This is a genomic window from Citrobacter sp. CK206 (assembly GCF_030333125.1).
In the GTDB taxonomy this organism is placed as follows: domain Bacteria; phylum Pseudomonadota; class Gammaproteobacteria; order Enterobacterales; family Enterobacteriaceae; genus Citrobacter_B; species Citrobacter_B koseri.
Genome location: NZ_JAOWGM010000031.1, coordinates 175993 through 196659, shown reverse-complemented (window position 1 = coordinate 196659; position 20667 = coordinate 175993). Strand labels below are relative to the sequence as shown.

At 52.1% G+C, this 20667-nt stretch carries 19 protein-coding genes and 1 tRNA gene; 17 read left to right on the top strand and 3 right to left on the bottom strand.

Annotated elements, in window-relative coordinates; genetic code table 11:
• Positions 1-80 precede the first annotated feature (80 nt).
• On the bottom strand, positions 81-1727 hold the full coding sequence (gene groL, locus OGX81_RS21935; protein WP_012134466.1) for a chaperonin GroEL: 1647 nt from the start codon (positions 1725-1727) through the stop codon (positions 81-83).
• Between the two features lie 43 nt (positions 1728-1770).
• A complete protein-coding gene (locus OGX81_RS21930) occupies positions 1771-2064 on the bottom strand; it encodes a co-chaperone GroES (RefSeq protein ID WP_000027827.1) in 294 nt (97 codons plus the stop codon).
• A 275-nt stretch (positions 2065-2339) separates the two neighbouring features.
• Here OGX81_RS21930 and yjeH point away from each other — a divergent pair, with 275 nt between their 5' ends.
• Positions 2340-3590 (top strand): L-methionine/branched-chain amino acid transporter, encoded by a 1251-nt coding sequence (yjeH, locus tag OGX81_RS21925; RefSeq protein WP_104867867.1) that lies wholly within the window; start codon positions 2340-2342, stop codon positions 3588-3590.
• A gap of 84 nt (positions 3591-3674) precedes the next feature.
• Here the strand turns inward: yjeH and OGX81_RS21920 are convergent, their stop codons facing one another.
• Positions 3675-4151 (bottom strand): FxsA family protein, encoded by a 477-nt coding sequence (locus OGX81_RS21920; RefSeq protein ID WP_012134469.1) that lies wholly within the window; start codon positions 4149-4151, stop codon positions 3675-3677.
• A 338-nt stretch (positions 4152-4489) separates the two neighbouring features.
• Here OGX81_RS21920 and aspA point away from each other — a divergent pair, with 338 nt between their 5' ends.
• From aspA to OGX81_RS21840, 16 genes are all read left to right on the top strand, one after another.
• On the top strand, positions 4490-5926 hold the full coding sequence (aspA, locus tag OGX81_RS21915; protein WP_024130804.1) for an aspartate ammonia-lyase: 1437 nt from the start codon (positions 4490-4492) through the stop codon (positions 5924-5926).
• Positions 5927-6040: 114 nt separating this feature from the next.
• Positions 6041-7342: an anaerobic C4-dicarboxylate transporter DcuA gene (gene dcuA, locus OGX81_RS21910; protein ID WP_012134471.1), complete on the top strand. Its 1302-nt coding sequence runs from the start codon at positions 6041-6043 to the stop codon at positions 7340-7342.
• A gap of 121 nt (positions 7343-7463) precedes the next feature.
• On the top strand, positions 7464-7811 hold the full coding sequence (gene cutA / locus OGX81_RS21905; RefSeq protein WP_012134473.1) for a divalent cation tolerance protein CutA: 348 nt from the start codon (positions 7464-7466) through the stop codon (positions 7809-7811).
• Positions 7787-9496 (top strand): protein-disulfide reductase DsbD, encoded by a 1710-nt coding sequence (locus OGX81_RS21900; RefSeq protein WP_104867868.1) that lies wholly within the window; start codon positions 7787-7789, stop codon positions 9494-9496. Before cutA ends, OGX81_RS21900 begins: the two co-directional genes overlap by 25 nt.
• Positions 9497-9532: 36 nt before the next feature.
• Positions 9533-10108: a transcriptional regulator gene (locus OGX81_RS21895; RefSeq protein ID WP_024130805.1), complete on the top strand. Its 576-nt coding sequence runs from the start codon at positions 9533-9535 to the stop codon at positions 10106-10108.
• 115 nt (positions 10109-10223) lie between these two features.
• Positions 10224-10299, top strand: a tRNA-Phe gene (locus tag OGX81_RS21890).
• Positions 10300-10818: 519 nt separating this feature from the next.
• A complete protein-coding gene (locus OGX81_RS21885) occupies positions 10819-11193 on the top strand; it encodes a CDI toxin immunity protein (RefSeq protein ID WP_071257308.1) in 375 nt (124 codons plus the stop codon).
• A gap of 673 nt (positions 11194-11866) precedes the next feature.
• Positions 11867-12469, top strand: coding sequence for a tyrosine-type DNA invertase (locus tag OGX81_RS21880; RefSeq protein ID WP_012134478.1), 603 nt, complete (start codon positions 11867-11869; stop codon positions 12467-12469).
• Positions 12470-12873: 404 nt separating this feature from the next.
• The gene (locus tag OGX81_RS21875) at positions 12874-13512 is read left to right on the top strand and encodes a tyrosine-type DNA invertase (RefSeq protein WP_012134479.1); all 639 of its coding nucleotides are present in this window, start codon (positions 12874-12876) and stop codon (positions 13510-13512) included.
• Between the two features lie 473 nt (positions 13513-13985).
• On the top strand, positions 13986-14534 hold the full coding sequence (gene fimA, locus OGX81_RS21870) for a type 1 fimbrial major subunit FimA (RefSeq protein ID WP_012134480.1): 549 nt from the start codon (positions 13986-13988) through the stop codon (positions 14532-14534).
• A gap of 72 nt (positions 14535-14606) precedes the next feature.
• Complete coding sequence (gene fimI, locus OGX81_RS21865; RefSeq protein ID WP_058668448.1) at positions 14607-15146, top strand: type 1 fimbrial minor subunit FimI; 540 nt, start codon at positions 14607-14609, stop codon at positions 15144-15146.
• A gap of 56 nt (positions 15147-15202) precedes the next feature.
• Positions 15203-15907, top strand: coding sequence for a fimbria/pilus periplasmic chaperone (locus OGX81_RS21860; protein ID WP_161799976.1), 705 nt, complete (start codon positions 15203-15205; stop codon positions 15905-15907).
• Positions 15908-15989: 82 nt separating this feature from the next.
• Positions 15990-18614 (top strand): fimbrial biogenesis usher protein, encoded by a 2625-nt coding sequence (locus OGX81_RS21855; RefSeq protein ID WP_104867869.1) that lies wholly within the window; start codon positions 15990-15992, stop codon positions 18612-18614.
• Positions 18615-18624: 10 nt separating this feature from the next.
• The gene (gene fimF / locus OGX81_RS21850; protein WP_049008429.1) at positions 18625-19155 is read left to right on the top strand and encodes a type 1 fimbrial adaptor subunit FimF; all 531 of its coding nucleotides are present in this window, start codon (positions 18625-18627) and stop codon (positions 19153-19155) included.
• 12 nt (positions 19156-19167) lie between these two features.
• Positions 19168-19671 carry a type 1 fimbrial minor subunit FimG gene (gene fimG / locus OGX81_RS21845; RefSeq protein WP_058668446.1) on the top strand — a complete coding sequence of 168 codons (504 nt, stop codon included), beginning with the start codon at positions 19168-19170 and terminating at the stop codon, positions 19669-19671.
• Between the two features lie 16 nt (positions 19672-19687).
• The gene (locus OGX81_RS21840; protein WP_058668445.1) at positions 19688-20590 is read left to right on the top strand and encodes a fimbrial protein; all 903 of its coding nucleotides are present in this window, start codon (positions 19688-19690) and stop codon (positions 20588-20590) included.
• Positions 20591-20667 lie beyond the last annotated feature (77 nt).

The window sequence follows — 20667 nt, the reverse complement described above, 5'->3', positions numbered from 1 at the left end:
GAAGCTTACTCAAGTAAGTGACTGGGGTTAGCAAACGCAACCAACGCACCTGCGGCCTGAAGGATGCAGGGTGTGGGCAATTACATCATGCCGCCCATTCCACCCATACCGCCCATGCCGCCGGCTGCGCCTAAGTCAGGAGCATCGCCTTTCGGCAGGTCAGTTACCATGCACTCGGTAGTGATCATCAGACCAGCCACAGATGCCGCGTACTGCAAAGCAGAACGGGTTACTTTGGTCGGGTCCAGGATACCCATATCGATCATATTGCCGTATTCTTCGGTTGCTGCGTTGTAACCGTAGTTGCCGTCGCCGCTTTTAACGGTGTTAGCCACAACAGACGGTTCTTCGCCGCAGTTCAGCACGATCTGACGCAGCGGGGATTCCATTGCGCGCAGCGCAACTTTGATACCCACGTTCTGGTCTTCGTTCTGGCCTTTGAGTTCCGCAATTTTAGACGCGACGCGAATCAGCGCAACGCCACCACCGGCAACCACGCCTTCTTCAACCGCAGCACGGGTCGCGTGCAGGGCATCTTCAACGCGTGCTTTTTTCTCTTTCATTTCAACTTCGGTCGCAGCGCCAACTTTGATAACCGCAACACCGCCTGCCAGTTTCGCTACGCGCTCTTGCAGTTTTTCACGGTCGTAATCGGAAGTGGCTTCTTCGATCTGCTGACGGATCTGAGTGACACGGCCCTGGATCGCAGACTCTTCACCCACGCCATCAATGATGGTGGTGGTGTCTTTGTTGATCACAACGCGTTTTGCCTGACCCAGGTCTTCCAGGGTAGATTTTTCCAGCTCCATACCGATCTCTTCAGAGATGACGGTACCACCGGTCAGGGTTGCGATATCTTGCAGCATTGCTTTACGACGGTCACCGAAGCCCGGCGCTTTAACCGCCGCCACTTTCACGATGCCGCGCATGGTGTTAACCACCAGCGTAGCCAGCGCTTCACCTTCCACATCTTCAGCGATGATCAGCAGCGGTTTGCCTGCTTTCGCAACGGCTTCCAGAACCGGCAGCATTTCGCGGATGTTAGAGATTTTCTTATCAGCCAGCAGGATGAACGGGCTTTCCAGTTCTACTGCGCCAGTTTCCGGCTTGTTGATGAAGTAAGGAGACAGGTAGCCACGGTCGAACTGCATACCTTCAACCACGTCCAGCTCATCCTGCAAACCAGTACCGTCTTCAACGGTGATCACGCCTTCTTTACCGACTTTGTCCATCGCTTCAGCGATCAGTTTACCTACGGTTTCGTCGGAGTTAGCGGAGATAGTACCAACCTGAGCAATGGCTTTAGAATCAGAGCACGGTACGGACAGGGTTTTCAGTTCTTCAACCGCAGCAGCAACCGCTTTGTCGATACCACGTTTCAGATCCATCGGGTTCATGCCCGCAGCAACGGCTTTCAGACCTTCAGTGATGATGGACTGAGCCAGTACGGTCGCGGTGGTGGTGCCGTCGCCTGCCGCGTCGTTCGCTTTAGAGGCAACTTCTTTCACCATCTGCGCGCCCATGTTTTCGAACTTGTCTTCCAGCTCGATTTCACGCGCTACGGAAACACCATCTTTCGTGATGGTCGGCGCACCGAAAGATTTATCCAGAACCACGTTACGGCCTTTCGGACCGAGGGTCACTTTCACTGCGTCTGCCAGTACGTTTACGCCGCGCAGCATTTTCACACGAGCGTCGTTACCGAATTTTACGTCTTTAGCTGCCATTTTCTCTTTCCCTTAAATTCGTATGTTCAGTGTCGTTCGCGGATTACGCTTCAACAATTGCCAGAATGTCGCTTTCAGACATGATCAACACTTCTTCATTGTCGATCTTCTCAGATTTCACACCATAGCCATCGTTGAAAATAACGATGTCGCCAACCTTAACGTCCAGCGGCTGCACAGTACCGTTATCCAGGATGCGACCCTTACCGACAGCGATGATTTCGCCACGCGTTGATTTACCCGCTGCGGAACCGGTCAGAACAATGCCGCCAGCAGATTTGGATTCAACTTCTTTACGTTTGACGATCACACGATCATGTAACGGACGAATACTCATTGATAGCTCTCCTTTGAGAAAGTCTTTATCAGTTATGGGTGACGCCGGCCCGTGAACGGTTTCCCGGCTAGTGACCAGAGAGATGGGGATGGGTTTTTGCCCCTTCAAGGGGGCAGATGAAAAAAAATTCTTATCAGCAGAAAATCGCGCGAAAACGGTAGGTCACCTCACATTTCATAACGATTTAAGGCGGCCCGTCATAAGTAAATCCGATTGTGTTACCATCGAAAATCTGCGCAGTTGCCCAAAAATTGGGCGTAACCGGATAGTGACTCATGAGTGGACTAAAACAAGAGCTGGGACTGGCTCAGGGCGTGGGCCTGTTGTCGACATCACTGTTAGGAACCGGCGTCTTTGCCGTCCCGGCGCTGGCCGCGCTGGTGGCGGGCAATAACAGCCTGTGGGCCTGGCCTGCGCTCATCGTTTTAGTCTTTCCTGTGGCGATTGTTTTTGCCATCCTGGGGCGTCATTTCCCCAGTGCGGGCGGCGTGGCACATTTTGTCGGGATGGCGTTTGGTTCGCGAATGGCGCGCGTCACCGGATGGCTGTTCCTGTCGGTCATCCCCGTCGGCCTGCCAGCGGCGCTGCATATCGCCGCCGGGTTCGGTCAGGCGATGTTTGGCTGGCACGGCTGGCAGCTTTTACTGGCGGAATTCGGCACGCTGGCGCTGGTGTGGTTCATTGGCTCTCGCGGCGCCAGTTCCAGCGCCAACCTGCAAACGATCATTGCCGGGCTGATTGTGGCGCTGATTGTCGCTATCTGGTGGGCGGGCGATCTCAAGCCGAACAAAATTCCATTCCCTGCCCCTGCGGATATTGAGCTGCCCGCCCTGTTCGCCGCGCTGTCGGTTATGTTCTGGTGCTTTGTCGGCCTTGAAGCGTTCGCCCATCTGGCATCGGAATTTAAAAACCCTGAACGCGATTTCCCGCGCGCACTGATGATCGGTCTGCTGCTGGCCGGCTCCGTTTATTGGGCGTGTACGGTGGCGGTTCTGCATTTTGACGCCTACGGCGCGCAAATGGCGGCGGCAGCGTCGCTCCCTGACATCGTCGTGCGATTGTTTGGCGTACAGGCGCTGTGGGTCGCCTGCATTATTGGTTATCTGGCCTGCTTCGCCAGCCTGAATATCTATATCCAGAGTTTCGCCCGCCTTGTCTGGTCACAGGCGCAGGACAGGCCAGACCATTACCTGGCTCGCCTTTCTGCCCGCCGCGTTCCCCGCAATGCGCTGAACGCCGTACTGGGCTGTTGCGTACTCAGCACATTGTGCATTTACATCCTTGAGATCAATCTCGACGCGCTGATCGTCTATGCCAACGGCATTTTCATTATGATCTACTTGCTGTGTATGCTGGCCGGGTGTCGGTTGCTGGCAGGACGCTATCGCGCGCTGGCGGTGACTGGCGCTCTGCTGTGTCTGTTATTGCTGGCAATGGTGGGATGGAAGTGTCTGTACGCGCTGATTATGCTGACGGCGCTGTGGCTGTTTTTACCCCGCAGGTTGGCTAAGCGTCAGCATTCGTAGGCCCGGTAAGCATAGCGCCACCGGGCATTTATGCCGGATGGCGCCGCTGAAGCGGTTTATCCGGCCTACGATTCAACGTTTGATTTAATCCTTGCGGTCGTCTTTATGATCTAAACGGTCACGCTCGTCATCTTTACGCTGAAACTCACCGTCAAACGTCTCGCCGCCGCCCGTTCCGGCGCTAAAACCACCGCCGGGCATACGGGAAAAACGCAAATGCGGCAGCAACTTCATGGTCAGGTGTTTCTGCACGGGCGGCAATAAAAGAAGCAGCCCCAGGAAGTCGGTGAAGAAGCCGGGCAGCACCAGCAGCAGGCCCGCGATGATCAGCGACACGCTCTTGATCATCTCCGCCGCCGGACTTTCGCCAGCCGCCATTTTCTGCTGCATCAACAAAAAGTTCTTGAAACCCTGGTTTCGCACCAGCGACATACCAATGACCGAGGTGAAAATCACCAGGATCAGCGTCATCAGGACGCCCAGCACATGGGCGACCTGGATAAAAATAGAAATCTCAATGTAAACATAGAGAAAGATGGCAATAAACGGTATCCAGCGCAAAGGACTCTCCTGTAAATGACAGCCGTTTTCATCACGTCTGTCTGATATGGGTGCGCGATTCACATGCGTCAGATGTTGAGACGGTTAGCAAAATTTCAAGCTGTTTGTACACTTATTTTTAGTGGTAATCCCAAAGCGGTGACCTATTTCACAAAATAATAAATAAGGGGTAACTTCCCACACTTTAAGTGATCCAGGTTACGGTAGAAATCCTGAAGCAGAATATGATCTCGAGTATCAGACCGATGCAGGGGATAATCGTCGGTCAGGAAACATTCGAAACCACATATATCCTGTGTGTTTATGTAATTATTGGCAGCTTGAAAAAGAAGGTTCACATGTTAAACAACATTCGTATCGAAGAAGATTTGTTGGGTACCAGGGAAGTTCCAGCGGATGCCTACTATGGTGTTCACACTCTGAGAGCGATTGAAAACTTCTACATTAGCAATAACAAAATCAGCGATATCCCTGAATTTGTACGCGGTATGGTAATGGTGAAAAAGGCAGCGGCCCTGGCCAACAAAGAGCTGCAAACCATCCCTAAAAGTGTGGCCAACGCCATCATTGCCGCATGTGATGAAGTCCTGAATAACGGCAAATGCATGGACCAGTTCCCGGTAGACGTTTACCAGGGCGGTGCAGGTACTTCCGTCAACATGAACACCAACGAAGTGCTGGCCAATATCGGGCTGGAGCTGATGGGTCATCAGAAAGGTGAATATCAGTACCTGAACCCGAACGACCATGTGAATAAATGTCAGTCCACCAACGACGCCTATCCGACCGGTTTCCGTGTTGCCGTTTACGCGTCTATCGTCAAACTCATTGATGCAATCAATCAGTTGCGTGAAGGCTTCGAGCGTAAAGCCGTTGAGTTCCAGGACATCCTGAAAATGGGTCGTACCCAGTTGCAGGATGCTGTACCGATGACCCTCGGCCAGGAATTCCGCGCTTTCAGCGTACTGCTGAAAGAAGAAGTGAAAAGCATTGAACGTACTGCTGAGCTGCTGCTGGAAGTTAACCTCGGCGCGACGGCAATCGGTACTGGCCTGAACACCCCGAAAGAATACTCTCCGCTGGCGGTGCAGAAACTGGCTGAAGTCACTGGCTTTGCCTGCGTACCGGCAGAAGACCTGATTGAAGCAACGTCCGACTGCGGCGCTTATGTCATGGTACACAGCGCGCTGAAACGTCTGGCTGTGAAGATGTCTAAAATCTGTAACGACCTGCGTTTGCTCTCCTCAGGCCCACGCGCGGGTCTGAACGAGATCAACCTGCCGGAACTACAGGCGGGTTCTTCTATCATGCCAGCGAAAGTAAACCCGGTAGTACCAGAAGTTGTTAACCAGGTATGCTTCAAAGTCATCGGTAACGACACCACCGTAACGATGGCAGCCGAAGCAGGCCAGTTGCAGCTGAACGTAATGGAGCCGGTTATCGGCCAGGCGATGTTCGAATCTATCCATATTCTGAGCAATGCCTGCTACAACCTGCTGGAAAAATGCATTAACGGCATTACCGCAAACAAAGAAGTGTGCGAAGGATACGTTTATAACTCCATCGGCATCGTCACCTACCTCAACCCGTTCATCGGCCACCACAACGGCGACATCGTTGGTAAGATTTGCGCCGAGACCGGTAAGAGCGTCCGTGAAGTGGTGCTGGAGCGCGGCCTGTTGACTGAAGCAGAGCTGGACGATATTTTCTCCGCGCAGAACCTGATGCACCCGGCTTACAAAGCAAAACGTTATACTGATGAAAGCGAACAGTAATCGTACAGGGTAGTAACACAGGAGGCACGTCAGATGACGTGCCTTTTTTCTTGTCATAAGTTACCAAATAACAACAATTTAATATCAACTTGTTAAACAACAAGGAAGGCTAATATGATAGTTTTAGAACTTATCATCGTTTTGCTGGCAATCTTTTTGGGTGCCAGACTTGGGGGCATCGGTATTGGATTTGCAGGTGGGCTTGGCGTTCTGGTTCTTGCAGCCATCGGCGTTAAACCAGGGAATATCCCGTTCGATGTTATTTCCATCATCATGGCGGTTATCGCTGCCATCTCCGCAATGCAGGTTGCGGGCGGTCTGGACTATCTGGTTAACCAGACGGAAAAACTGCTGCGCAAGAACCCGAAATACATCACGATCCTTGCACCGATCGTCACTTATTTCCTGACTATCTTTGCCGGTACTGGCAACATCTCTCTGGCAACCCTGCCGGTTATCGCTGAAGTGGCGAAGGAGCAAGGCATCAAACCTTGCCGTCCGCTCTCCACCGCGGTGGTTTCCGCACAGATTGCGATCACCGCATCGCCTATCTCTGCGGCGGTTGTGTACATGTCTTCCGTCATGGAAGGTCATGGCATCAGCTATATTCACCTGTTGTCCGTGGTGATTCCGTCCACTCTGCTGGCGGTACTGGTGATGTCCTTCCTGGTCACAATGCTGTTTAACTCTAAACTTTCTGACGACCCGGTTTACCGCAAACGTCTGGAAGAAGGGCTGATCGAGCTGCGCGGCGAAAAGCAAATTGAAATCAAACCGATGGCAAAAACCTCGGTCTGGCTGTTCCTGCTGGGCGTTGTCTGCGTCGTGGTTTATGCCATCGTCAACAGTCCAAGCCTCGGCCTGGTCGCAACACCGCTGATGAACACCACCAACGCGATTCTGATCATCATGCTGAGCGTCGCGACGCTGACGACCATCGTCTGCCGCGTCGAAACGGACTCCATCCTGAACTCCAGTACCTTTAAAGCGGGTATGAGCGCCTGTATCTGTATTCTGGGCGTAGCATGGTTGGGCGATACTTTCGTTTCTCACAACATCGACTGGATCAAAGACACTGCGGGTAGCGTGATTCAGGGTCATCCGTGGCTGCTGGCCGTCATCTTCTTCTTTGCTTCCGCTCTGCTGTACTCTCAGGCAGCCACAGCGAAAGCGTTGATGCCAATGGCGCTGGCGCTGAACGTCTCTCCGCTGACCGCTGTCGCGTCTTTCGCTGCGGTTTCCGGCCTGTTCATTCTGCCGACCTACCCAACGCTGGTTGCTGCGGTTCAGATGGATGACACCGGTACAACCCGTATCGGTAAATTCGTCTTTAACCACCCGTTCTTTATCCCAGGTACGCTGGGTGTTGCCCTTGCCGTTTGCTTCGGCTTCCTGCTGGGCAGCGTCATGCTGTAAGTTCTCCTCGCGGGGCGTATACGCGCCCCGCTTTCTTACCTCCGCTTTGACTAACATCCCGCCGCCTTCCGTTGTATAGTGACCACACTCTTGCTGCTCTTTCTGTTCTTTCGAGGTGTTTATGCTTGATGATAATAGTCAGGATATCTCCATCCCCGAGGCCGTCGTGGTGCTCTGTACCGCGCCGGATGAAGCAACAGCCCAGGATCTGGCCGCTAAGGTGCTGGCAGAAAAACTGGCCGCCTGCGCCACGTTACTGCCGGGCGCGACATCCTTGTATTACTGGGAGGGCAAACTGGAGCAGGAATACGAAGTGCAGATGATTTTAAAAACCACCGTTTCGCACCAGCAAGCGCTTCTTGAATGCCTGAAGTCTCATCACCCGTATCAAACGCCTGAACTTCTGGTTTTACCCGTCACTCACGGAGACACTGATTACCTCTCATGGCTCAACGCATCCTTACGCTGATCCTGCTGCTGTGTAGCACATCCGCCTTCGCCGGATTATTTGACGCACCAGGCCGCTCGCAGTTTGTCCCTGCCGACCAGGCTTTTTCCTTTGATTTTCAGCAGAATCAACATGACCTGAACCTCTCCTGGCAGGTGAAAGACGGCTACTATCTTTACCGCAAACAGATAAGCATCACCCCATCTCAGGCCGAAATTGCCGAAGTCCGGCTCCCTGCGGGCGTCTGGCATGAAGATGAGTTTTATGGCAAAAGCGAAATCTACCGCAAGCGCTTAAACATTCCGCTCATCGTTAACCAGGCCGCATCCGGCGCGACGTTAACCGTGACGTATCAGGGCTGTGCTGACGCAGGCTTCTGCTATCCACCGGAAACCAAAACCGTGCCGTTAAGCGAAGTGAGCGCCAGCACGGTGGCTAAATCCACGCCGTCGCCGGTCGCGGCGCAAACGGAAGAGACGCCGCAACCTGCCGCCCGGCTGCCTTTCTCCGCGCTGTGGGCATTGCTGATTGGCATCGGGATCGCCTTCACGCCCTGCGTCCTGCCGATGTATCCGCTGATTTCCGGCATTGTACTCGGCGGTAAACAACGCCTCTCAACCGGACGCGCGCTGCTGCTGACCTTTATCTACGTACAGGGTATGGCGCTCACCTACACCGCGCTGGGGCTGGTTGTGGCCGCTGCCGGGCTACAGTTCCAGGCGGCGCTTCAGCACCCTTATGTGCTAATCGGCCTTGCGCTGGTCTTCACGCTGCTGGCGCTGTCAATGTTCGGACTGTTCACGCTACAACTGCCTTCTTCATTGCAAACGCGCCTCACGTTGATGAGTAACCGGCAGCAGGGCGGCTCTCCTGGCGGCGTATTTGTCATGGGCGCGATTGCCGGGCTTATCTGCTCGCCATGCACCACCGCGCCGCTGAGCGCCATTTTGCTGTACATCGCCCAGAGCGGGAACATGTGGCTTGGCGGTGGAACGCTGTATCTCTACGCGCTGGGCATGGGGCTGCCGCTGATTCTGGTCACCGTGTTTGGCAACCGTCTGCTACCGAAAAGCGGCCCGTGGATGGAGCACGTCAAAACCGCTTTTGGCTTTGTGATCCTCGCGCTACCGGTCTTTTTGCTGGAGCGGGTAATCGGCGACGAGTGGGGGCTGCGTCTGTGGTCGCTGCTGGGCGTCGCCTTCTTCGGCTGGGCGTTTATTACCAGCCTGCACGCCAGACGCGGCGGGATGCGCATTGTGCAAATCATCCTGCTGGCGGCGGCGCTGGTCAGCGTACGCCCGTTACAGGACTGGGCGTTTGGCGCAACAACCGCCCAGACGCAGGCGCACCTGAACTTCAAGCCGATTACGACAGTCGATGCGTTAAATCAGGCGCTGGCAGAAGCAAAAGGAAAGCCGGTAATGCTGGATCTCTACGCCGACTGGTGCGTCGCCTGTAAAGAGTTTGAGAAGTACACCTTCAGCGATCCGCAGGTTCAGCAGACGCTGGGCGACACCGTGCTGCTACAGGCTAATGTCACCGCCAACAATGCGCAGGATGTCGCCTTACTCAGACACCTGAATGTACTGGGTTTACCGACAATCCTGTTTTTTGATGTGCAAGGCCATGAGCACCCGAATGCGCGAGTGACGGGCTTTATGGATGCGACGACCTTTAGCGCACATTTGCGCGATCGCCAACCGTGAGCGACACTTTCTGTGGGAAAGACGGAGGAGAATACCGTGCAACGTGAAGATGTCCTGGGAGAAGCACTGAAATTACTTGAGGTTCAAGGGATAGCAAACACCACGCTTGAGATGGTGGCAGAACGCATTGATTATCCGCTTGATGAGTTACAGCGCTTCTGGCCCGATAAAGAGGCTATTCTGTACGACGCCCTGCGTTATCTGAGTCAACAGGTAGACATCTGGCGTCGCCAGCTTTTGCTTGATGAAACCCTTACCGCAGAACAAAAACTGCTGGCGCGCTATAACGCGCTTTCGGAGTGCGTGAGCAACAACCGCTACCCCGGTTGTCTGTTTATTGCCGCCTGTACATTTTATCCCGATCCTGCCCACCCTATTCACCAACTGGCCGATCAGCAAAAACGGGCGGCGCATGACTTCACCCACGAATTGCTGACAACGCTCGAAATTGACGACCCGGCGATGGTGGCGAAACAGATGGAACTGGTGCTGGAAGGTTGCCTCAGCCGAATGCTGGTCAATCGCAGCCAGGCTGATGTGGATACCGCTCACCGTCTGGCGGAGGATATACTGCGCTTTGCCCGCTGCCGTCAGGGCGGCGCGTTGACGTAATTAGAGCCAATTTTGCGCTTTTTGCGTGAAAAGCAGGCAGTCAGCTGTCTTTTGTCATTTTTTTCATGGAAAGCCGTTGACGCCTGCGCCCCTTTACGGTTTAATGCGCCCCGTTGCCCGGATAGCTCAGTCGGTAGAGCAGGGGATTGAAAATCCCCGTGTCCTTGGTTCGATTCCGAGTCCGGGCACCAAAATTTAAAGAAACCAGCCTACGGGCTGGTTTTTTGCTTTCTGGCGTTCCGGTAGATTTCTGGTCATTACAGGACGTTATTTGCTTGCTGGATTTCTCGCCATTTTCTTAGATGCTCGTTGCATTTAAAGACATATATACCCTCTGACAAGCCTATCTCTTACTTCCAGATACGGTCTTTCTACGGTCAGCTACGGTTATTTTCATTTCTAACTGTTCATAATGATGCAAAAGCACGAGGAAAACGGGGGAATCTGACAACATACGCCCTCCACTAGTCATATGGGGATCTTCACAAGTCCGTCCACCCGCAACATACACTTCTTTCCCTTTCACTTCTTACCATTACCAGAATCCCCCACCATAAAATGATTTATCAGTAGTAATACTACTTGAGCTGAACGTATTGCATTATTAAACCTGAGTGTCCGCTCTGAGCGAGGAGCGGAAGTTCATAATTCCTTTAGACAATCCTCCCGGGAGGTTATGATAAAAATATACAGCCACAAAGGGAGTGGACATGACATTGTTTGAGGAATGTAAGGAGTTGCTCAAGGCAGATTTTGATGTTGTGGAAGGGGATGATTTGAGTATGGTAATGGATATTTTTCATCAATATCCATGGCATAGCGGTAATCTCATATGGTCAGAAATGGATTTCAGCGATTATGAACTCACTCATGATATGTTTAATGGGAGCGGCTTAGGCAATGAAACTGTATTTGTCATAGCGGATGATGCCGATGTGCCCGTGTTCAGAACCCATCTACAACTCATTGTCGATAATATCTACGATGTCATCGCCATATCACCTAACCTATTTATTTTTAACGATAAGATAATGATTACGCCTTTATTCCCTCATAATTTTATACGGTTGGGTCTGCGAAAGTGATGAGCAGAAATACTGACCTGCTCCCCGTTGATCAACTCAGACTGTTGTTAGCAACGTCTCCTCCTGGCACAGAGCTGCCTGTCAGATTAGATTAAACTCTGTATTGTGACAAAGCCAGATCAAGTCTGAGCTAATACATATGAAGAGTGTATACAGGCTTCGCACCGCAGCAAACCGTTCTGACTTAATGGTAGATATCAAAGCGAGAAAGATTGAAAAACATATACAAACTGAAGAAAACCTGCAACCCCGGTAAAAATGAACTGTGTGAAAGAGTGAAATAGCCTCTTGAAATAACAATACACCGCACACGCCGAAAAAAATAAGTCCATTAAGAATAATATATTTATGTAGAATCTTATGTGGTTCATTCACCTTATCTTTTCGCCATTCAATTACCCTTAAGTTAAATTAATCATATTACCATATGATAACTACAGCGATAGTCCCGTCATTACTGATATGTAATTCATCTACGAGATCAAAAAACAAATTAGTTCTGCATATGACTAATTATTCATTTGTGACTCTACATAAATTTAAGAACATATCATTATTTTTAACTACACCTGGTTATTTCCTGAAGAAAAAGCTATTATTCGGCAGATTTTAATCCATTAGAAGAGAGTCAGGTATAAGCGGAATGTCGGCAAAATAAAGGATAACAGGTGATATGAAAAATAATAATGGACTAGAGAAACGCAGGTTTATGACACAAAATGAAATCAATTTAATTCTTAATGCTGTTAGTACAGGAACCTATGCAGTGCGTAATCGCTGTCTGGTTTTGCTGTGTTTTATTCATGGGTTAAGGGCAAGCGAAATATGTCGTCTGCGTATCTCAGATATTGACCTTAAGGATAAATGTATACATATTTACCGATTAAAAAAAGGATTCTCAACTACCCATCCCTTACTGGAAGAGGAAATTCGTTCGATAAAGTCCTGGCTGAAAATTCGCCTTACAAGCCAACATTCAGAAACTGAATGGTTGTTTTTATCACGTAAAGGCAATCCCCTTTCCAGACAGCAATTTTATCAGATAATCGCCAGGGCCGGGAAGAAAGCAAAACTTGCAATTTGTGCCCACCCGCATATGCTTCGCCATTCCTGTGGATTTGCTCTGGCAAATATGGGGATAGATACCCGCTTGATTCAGGATTACCTTGGCCATCGCAATATTCGTCATACTGTCTGGTATACTGCCAGTAACGCTGGGCGTTTTTATGGCATCTGGAATAAAACAAAAAACAGAGATGTCTGTAGCAGACTGTAAGGAAAGAAAAATATAGACAGTAAATAAGTCTGAATAAAGCTATGTGCCATGGATGGCACTGTAATAGTCGCATTAGCTGTATGGTTATCTATTTTATGTTTCTACACTATATCCTGTGTTATTTTTTCTGGCCAGTATAATTGACACCTCTGACATGGTCTGAATAGTTATTCCCCCGCTGAATACGTTTTTCCCCTCTGAGAATATACGGAATAGTCTTCTTGTGATGTCTGATGAAATCTTTAGAATGAAGTCGCCCACTGACATGGGGCTTTGTGAGCTTCATAGAATAAAATGGGATAGTGGTCAATATGTGCAATTAATAATACATCCCTAGCTTTAGCTATCAGTTATTCGTATCACTGGAGCTGACTCTTTATCATTCTGATACCAGGAGAAATATTATGAACCGACGCCGTTTTCTTACTGCCAGAGAAGTTCAGGCCATGATGAAAGCCGTACGTCATGGCCAGACAGGAGAGCGAGATTATTGTCTTATCCTGCTGGCCTTTCGTCATGGAATGCGTATAAGTGAACTACTGAACCTGCATTACCGGGATTTTGATCTTTATGAAGGTCGGATCAATATCCGCCGACTGAAAAATGGTTTTTCTACTATTCATCCCCTCATGCCGGACGAGTGTGAAGCCATTGAATGCTGGAGCCGGGTTCGTGCGAGCTGGAAAGGAGCGCAGAAAATAAACGCGGTGTTTATTTCCCGTAAAGGCTCACAACTTTCCCGCCAGCAGGCATACCGTATAATACGTTCTGCTGGCCAAAAGGCCGGAACCAGCACCACCACACATCCGCATATGCTGCGACATGCATGTGGTTATGAACTTGCTGAAAGAGGTACAGATACACGTCTAATCCAGGATTACCTTGGTCACCGAAATATTCGCCACACCGTACGTTATACAGCCAGTAATGCCGCCCGGTTTGCAGGATTATGGGAAAGGGTAAATCCGCTAGAGGAAAAGCTACTAAAACAGAAGATCAAAAATGATGAACTATATAGTTCATTGATAACTAAGGAAAAATAAGACATTGAACAAGTCAATTGGGACCAAACTGTCTATATCGTAGAGGAATTTTGTAATTTTCTGCAACCTGTAAGTCCATTTTTTTTGCGAAAAAAAAATATCCAACTGATTTAAAATTGTTTTTTTACTCACATTTTTTTACGTTTCATACATCCTCACCTTTTTTCCGCACCTTTTCTCCGCACGTCGAGTTCTGCTTTCCACTTGTCTTGTTGATATAACTCACGATCACCTCAGATATATTCATCTATAGAAAACCAAAAAATAAGAATTAAATTCCAGAACAACGCATAAAAAAACGAAATTAAGAAATTTATTGCGACGAGTCAAAATGGTCCCAATTGACTCATCAGTTGGGTAAAAACTGCGCAAGATCGGCAGTCGAACTATTCGGCTTAAACCTGAAATGCCAGGAAGGTACAACGACTGCCAGTTTCGGTTCGTAATATCGACATTGTTTAAAGGAAAACCGCATGAAAATCAAAACACTGGCAATCGTTGTTCTGTCAGCACTGTCCCTGAGCTCCACAGCAGCCCTGGCCGACACCACCACGGTAAACGGCGGCACCGTGCATTTTAAAGGGGAAATCGTTAACGCCGCTTGTGCAGTTGATGCCGGTTCTATCGATCAGACAGTTCAGTTAGGCCAGGTTCGTTCCGCCAAACTCGCTGCTGAAGGCAACACCAGCTCCGCTGTGGGTTTCAACATTCAACTGGATGATTGCGACACGACCGTTGCGACCCAAGCTTCCGTTGCGTTCACAGGTACTGCTGTTAATGGCGCCAACCCTACCGTTCTGGCGCTACAGAGTTCCGCATCAGGCGGCGCGACTAACGTCGGCGTACAGATCCTCGACAAAACTGGCACCGCTCTGGGGCTGGATGGCGCGACCTTCAGCAGCGCTACCACGCTGAATGACGGTACTAACATCATTCCTTTCCAGGCTCGTTACTACGCAACTGGCGCAGCAACTGCCGGTACTGCGAACGCAGACGCAACCTTCAAAGTGCAATACCAGTAATTCAAACGTCTGACAGGGAAGCATTCCGGGCCAGGATGGCCCGTTATCCATAACAGGACAGGGGTGATAACGATGCAAGGAGTGAGATCAGGTCTGCTGATATTTCTGTTTCCGTCGCTGGCACTGGCTGGCAATCACTGGAACGTGACGTTGCCCGGGGGAAACATGCGTTTCCAGGGGGTCATTATTGCCGAATCCTGCCGCGTTGAAGCAGGAGATCAACAGATGACGGTCAATATGGGGCAGATCAGCAGTAATCGGTTTCATTCGTCAGGGGAAGATGCCAACCCCGTGCCATTCGATATTCATCTACAGGATTGCAGCACTGCCGTGAGTCAGCGCGTAGGCGTGTCATTTCGCGGAGTTGCCGACGGCAAAAACCCGGAGGTGCTTTCAGTTGGCGAAGGGCCGGGAATAGCAACCGGCGTAGGCATCGCTTTATTTGATAAAGACAATCAATTGATTCCACTCAACAGCCCGCCGGGCGCCTGGACGCAGTTGTATAGCGGCCCCACCACGCTTCATTTCGTGGCGAAGTATCGGGCGACCGGGAAGCAGGTCACCGGGGGAGCCGCCAATGCTCAAATCTGGTTCTCTCTGACCTATCAGTAATTAGCCAGCAGGTATGCCGGAAACAGGAAACAACGGTGAGTACGAAAGGGGAAAATGTGAAAAAAACACTGGAGATGACACGCGGCTTACTGGCGGGCTTTTTGATGCTCGCCGCAAGCGGTTTTTCCACCAGCGCTGAAGCAGGCGTGGCGCTGGGCGCAACCCGGGTTATCTATCCGGCTGGACAAAAACAGGTTCAGCTGGCGGTGACCAATAACGATAATAACAGTACCTATCTGATTCAGTCATGGGTTGAAAACGCCGATGGCGGCAAAGATGGTCGTTTTGTCATCACCCCTCCGCTGTTTGCGATGCAAGGTAAGAAAGAGAATACCTTGCGCATTATTGATGCCACCAACAACCAGTTACCGCAAGACCGGGAAAGCCTGTTCTGGGTAAACGTAAAAGCCATTCCTTCGATGGATAAATCAAAGCTCAGCGATAACACCTTACAACTGGCGATTATCAGCCGCATCAAACTCTACTACCGCCCAACGAAACTGGCTCTGCCACCGGATCAGGCGGCGGAAAAACTGACCTTTAACCGTGACGGTTCATCGCTGACGCTCAACAACCCGACGCCGTATTACCTGACGGTGACCGAACTCAATGCCGGCACGCGCGTGCTGGAAAATGCGCTGGTGCCGCCAATGGGTAAAACCTCGGTCAAGTTGCCACCTGATGCCGGTAGCAACATTACCTACCGGACGATTAATGACTATGGCGCACTGACCCCGCAAATGAAGGGCGTTCTGCGTTAACACAGGGGCCGTCCACCAACAGGACTCCCCCGCACATTACAATTAAGAACTGACAGCCGGGCGACTTCGGACCGGAGGGACTATGTCACATCTCAAATACGGACTGGACCGTTTGGGTTCCCAACGCGCCCGGCGCAAAGCATTCTCTATTTTTGTCCTTGCGCAAATACCATTGGCGCTTTGCCTCGCGGGTTTCGCGCGGGCAGATCTCTATTTTAACCCCCGTTTCCTGGCCGACGATCCCTCGGCCGTTGCGGATCTCTCTGGATTTGAAAACGGGCAAGAGGTGCCGCCTGGCGCCTATCGCGTGGATATCTATCTGAACGATGGCTTTATAACTACCCGCGACGTCACGTTTAACGCTGGCGCAAACGGTCATCGACTGGAACCGTGCCTGACCCGCAGCCAGCTCGCTGGCATGGGGGTCAGCACGTCGGCCATCACCGGTATGGATACGCTGGCGTCCGACGCCTGCGTACCGTTGACGGAAATGGTCAAAGATGCCACCACCCGCTTCGATGTCAGCCAACAGCGCCTGTACCTGAGTGTCCCGCAAGCTTTCATGGGCAATCGCGCGCGCGGTTATATTCCACCGGAACTCTGGGATGACGGGATTAACGCCGGTTTGCTGAACTATAACTTTACCGGCAACAACGTACATAACGATGCCAGCGACAGCAGCAATTACGCGTATTTAAACCTGCAAAGCGGCCTCAACCTTGGCGCCTGGCGTCTGCGTGATAACACCATCTGGAGCTACAGCAGTGGCGGTAGCGCGTCCAGTAATGAGAATAAGTGGCAGCATGTGAACAGCTGGCTGGAGCGCGATATTACCCCCCTGCGCGCCCGCCTGACGCTTGGCGACAGCTACACCAACGGCGATATCTTCGACGGGATTAACTTCCGTGGCGCCCAGTTAGCCTCTGATGACAATATGCTGCCGGATAGCCAGAAAGGCTTTGCGCCGGTCATCCACGGCATTGCGCGCGGCACGGCGCAGGTCTCGATCAAACAAAACGGCTATGAAATCTACCAGAGCACGGTGCCGCCGGGCCCCTTCACAATTAACGATCTCTACGCCGCAGGCAACGGCGGCGATCTCCAGGTCACCATCAAAGAGGCCGATGGCACCAGCCAGGTCTTCAGCGTGCCGTGGTCTACGGTGCCAATGTTACAGCGTGAAGGGCACACCCGTTATGCAGTGACCGCTGGTGAATACCGCAGCGGCAACGACCAGCAGGAAAAACCAAAGTTCTTCCAGAGCACCCTCCTGCACGGGCTCCCGGCAGGCTGGACGCTGTATGGCGGCACCCAACTGGCCGACAACTATCGCGCCTTCAATTTAGGGGTCGGTAAGAACATGGGCGAGTTCGGCGCGGTTTCGCTGGATGCAACTCAGGCCAACGCCACCCTGCCTGACGACAGCTCTCACCAAGGGCAATCGATACGCTTCCTTTATAACAAGTCGCTCTATGAGACCGGCACCAACGTCCAACTGGTGGGATACCGTTATTCCACCCAGGGCTATTACAGCTTTGCCGACACCACTTACCGCAGGATGAGTGGCTATGACGTTGAAACCCAGGATGGCGTGATTCAGGTCAAACCCAAATTCACCGACTACTACAACCTTGCTTATAACAAGCGGGGCAAGGTTCAGATGAGCGTAACGCAGCAGTTGGGGCGCACTGCCACACTGTACGTGAATGGCAGCCGTCAAACTTACTGGTCAACCAACAAGGCCGACGAACAGCTACAGCTGGGGTTAAATGCCGCCGTTGACGATATCAACTGGACGCTGAGCTACAGCCTGACCAAAAACGCCTGGCAACAGGGCCGCGACCAGATGTTAGCGTTCAACGTCAATATTCCGTTCAGCCACTGGCTGCGTTCCGACAGCAAATCCGTCTGGCGGCACGCAAGCGCCAGCTACAGCATGTCGCACGACCTGGATGGCCGGATGACTAACCTGGCCGGTCTTTACGGCACGCTGCTGGAAGACAATAACCTGAGCTACAGCATGCAAACCGGTTATGCCAGCGGTGGCGAAGGCAACAATGGCGGAACTGGCTACGCGGCGATGAACTATCGCGGCGGCTACGGCAACGCTAACGTGGGCTACAGCCACAGCGATGGATTTAAACAGCTGTACTACGGGATGAGCGGCGGTGTACTCGCCCATGCCAACGGCATCACCTTAAGCCAGCCATTAAATGACACGGTAGTGCTGATTAAAGCGCCTGGCGCCGGAGACGTGAAAGTCGAGAACCAGACCGGCGTACGTACCGACTGGCGCGGTTATGCCGTCATGCCGTACGCCACTGAGTACAGGGAAAACCGCGTCGCGCTGGATACCAACACCCTGGCGGATAACGTCGATCTCGATGATGCGGTGGTCAGCGTCGTGCCGACCCACGGCGCCATCGTCCGCGCCGAATTTAAAGCCCACGTCGGGGTAAAAATCCTGATGACGCTGACGCACAACGGCAAACCCGTGCCATTCGGCGCTATGGTCACTTCCGGCGATAACCAGAGCGGCAGCATCGTGGCAGATAACGGCCAGGTCTACCTGAGTGGCATGCCGCTGGCGGGAAGCGTTCAGGTGAAATGGGGTGAAGGCCCGGGGGCCAACTGCATGGCCCGGTATCGCCTGCCGGAAGAGAGCCAGAAACATGTGCTGAGCCAGCTCTTTGCAGAGTGCCGTTAAGGAAGGAATGATGATGAAAAAACCACTGTATTTCCTCGGCGCTGTGCTGACGCTGGCCTGCGTCAATGTCTTCGCCGCCGACAGCACGATTACGATTAGCGGCTACGTCCGCGACAATGCCTGCGCTGTCGCGGGAGAGTCAAAGGATTTTACCGTTGACCTGATGAATAACGCTGCCAAACAGTTTAATGCGGTGGGGGCGACAACCCCGCTCGTCCCATTCCGTATTGTCCTCTCTCCCTGCGGTAACTCGGTTACGGCAGTCAAAGTCGGCTTTACCGGCACGGAGGATGGCAGCAACACCAGTCTATTGAAGATCGATAGCGGTGCCTCGGCAGCCGCAGGCATGGGCGTGCAGATCCTCAATAACCAACAGACGATGCTGCCGCTCAACGCCGCGTCATCATCCATCGCGTGGACCACGCTCACGCCTGGGCAGACCAACATCCTCAACTTTTATGCACGCCTGATGGCTACGCAGATTCCGGTCACCGCCGGGCACGTCAATGCCACAGCAACATTCACGCTTGAATTTCAGTAACCGGAGGCTGAGATGAAATGCAACTATGTAGGGTGGCTTCTGGCAAGCGTACTGACAGCGGCCTCTTCAGGGCTTCAGGCCGCTGATATCACGATTACCGTCAACGGGAAGGTGGTGGCGAAACCGTGCACGGTGTCTACCACCAATGCCGCCGTTGACCTCGGAGACCTGTATACCTTCAGCCTGGTAACCGCAGGTTCGGCTTCCGCCTGGCACAGTACCGCGCTGGAACTCACTAACTGTCCGATCGGCACCTCCCGGGTCATCGCAACCTTTAGCGGAACCGCAGACAGCACCGGTTATTACAAAAACCAGGGGACCGCCGGCAATATTCAGCTCGAATTGCAGGATGACGCAGGCACCACGTTAAACAATGGCGCCACGAAATCCGTTCAGGTGGATGACTCAACGCAGTCCACCCGCTTTCCGTTACAGGTCAGAGCGTTAACGGTCAACGGCGGCGCCACCCAGGGAACTATTCAGGCGGTGATTAGCGTCACCTATACCTACGCCTGAGTCAGGAGAGTTTGTCATGAAAAAAATCATCGCGCTATTCACCACACTGCTGCTGATGGGTTGGTCGCTGGATGCTGCGGCATTCACCTGTAAAGTCAATGATACCGGGCAGACCATGACCTCAGGGTCAGCGAATGTCTATGTAAACCTGACGCCATCTGTTGGAGTGGGTCAAAACCTGGTCGTAGATTTATCCTCTTCAGTTTCCTGTAAAAACGACTCCTCCGGCGGCTCTATCATTGACTACATCAATTTAACCAGCGGTTCCGCCTTCGGTGGCGCGCTTGCGGCGTTTACGGGGAGCGTTTACTGGGCGGGGAATACGTATCCTTTGCCGATGAACGGTAATTCATCCGTCTATACCATCACTCATACGGATTATCGTGGATTGCCGCTGCGCATGTATCTGACCGCGACCGGAGCAGCGGGAGGCGTCGTCATCAACTCTGGCGAACTCATCGCGCAATTGAATATGCATAAAGTGGCCAGCGACGGAAACCCGAATAATTTCATCTGGAATATTTACGCCAACAATAATGTTGTTGTCCCTACTGGGGGATGCGACGTATCAGCGCGTGATGTCACCGTGACGCTTCCAGACTATCCCGGCTCAATGGCCGTGCCGGTCACTGTCCACTGTGCGCAAAACCAGAACCTCGGCTATTACCTTTCAGGTACGACCGTCGATGCCGCCAACTCTATCTTCAGCAACACCGCGTCCTCCTCAGCGGCGCAGGGTATCGGCGTTCAGATGACCCGATACGGTAGTGTTGTTCCCGCTAACAACACCGTAGCACTGGGCACGGTCGGCACATCGCCGGTAAATCTTGGCTTAACCGCAACCTACGCGCGCACCAGCGGCCAGGTCACGGCGGGCAACGTCCAGTCGATCATCGGGGTGACATTTGTTTACCAGTAACCCTCCCTCCCCGCTGGAGAAAACAAGGGTGGACTATATCCTGTCTCCCTGTTCAATGGCAGCGGAAGGACTCGCCA

What these genes read in the sequence shown, in the direction of transcription:
- groL (WP_012134466.1), bottom strand. Translation starts at nt 1,727, where the DNA reads ATGGCAGCTAAAGACGTAAAATTCGGTAACGACGCTCGTGTGAAAATG.
- OGX81_RS21930 (WP_000027827.1), bottom strand. Translation starts at nt 2,064, where the DNA reads ATGAGTATTCGTCCGTTACATGATCGTGTGATCGTCAAACGTAAAGAA.
- yjeH (WP_104867867.1), top strand. Translation starts at nt 2,340, where the DNA reads ATGAGTGGACTAAAACAAGAGCTGGGACTGGCTCAGGGCGTGGGCCTG.
- aspA (WP_024130804.1), top strand. Translation starts at nt 4,490, where the DNA reads ATGTTAAACAACATTCGTATCGAAGAAGATTTGTTGGGTACCAGGGAA.
- dcuA (WP_012134471.1), top strand. Translation starts at nt 6,041, where the DNA reads ATGATAGTTTTAGAACTTATCATCGTTTTGCTGGCAATCTTTTTGGGT.
- cutA (WP_012134473.1), top strand. Translation starts at nt 7,464, where the DNA reads ATGCTTGATGATAATAGTCAGGATATCTCCATCCCCGAGGCCGTCGTG.
- OGX81_RS21900 (WP_104867868.1), top strand. Translation starts at nt 7,787, where the DNA reads ATGGCTCAACGCATCCTTACGCTGATCCTGCTGCTGTGTAGCACATCC.
- OGX81_RS21885 (WP_071257308.1), top strand. Translation starts at nt 10,819, where the DNA reads ATGACATTGTTTGAGGAATGTAAGGAGTTGCTCAAGGCAGATTTTGAT.
- OGX81_RS21880 (WP_012134478.1), top strand. Translation starts at nt 11,867, where the DNA reads ATGAAAAATAATAATGGACTAGAGAAACGCAGGTTTATGACACAAAAT.
- OGX81_RS21875 (WP_012134479.1), top strand. Translation starts at nt 12,874, where the DNA reads ATGAACCGACGCCGTTTTCTTACTGCCAGAGAAGTTCAGGCCATGATG.
- fimA (WP_012134480.1), top strand. Translation starts at nt 13,986, where the DNA reads ATGAAAATCAAAACACTGGCAATCGTTGTTCTGTCAGCACTGTCCCTG.
- fimI (WP_058668448.1), top strand. Translation starts at nt 14,607, where the DNA reads ATGCAAGGAGTGAGATCAGGTCTGCTGATATTTCTGTTTCCGTCGCTG.
- OGX81_RS21855 (WP_104867869.1), top strand. Translation starts at nt 15,990, where the DNA reads ATGTCACATCTCAAATACGGACTGGACCGTTTGGGTTCCCAACGCGCC.
- fimF (WP_049008429.1), top strand. Translation starts at nt 18,625, where the DNA reads ATGATGAAAAAACCACTGTATTTCCTCGGCGCTGTGCTGACGCTGGCC.
- fimG (WP_058668446.1), top strand. Translation starts at nt 19,168, where the DNA reads ATGAAATGCAACTATGTAGGGTGGCTTCTGGCAAGCGTACTGACAGCG.
- OGX81_RS21840 (WP_058668445.1), top strand. Translation starts at nt 19,688, where the DNA reads ATGAAAAAAATCATCGCGCTATTCACCACACTGCTGCTGATGGGTTGG.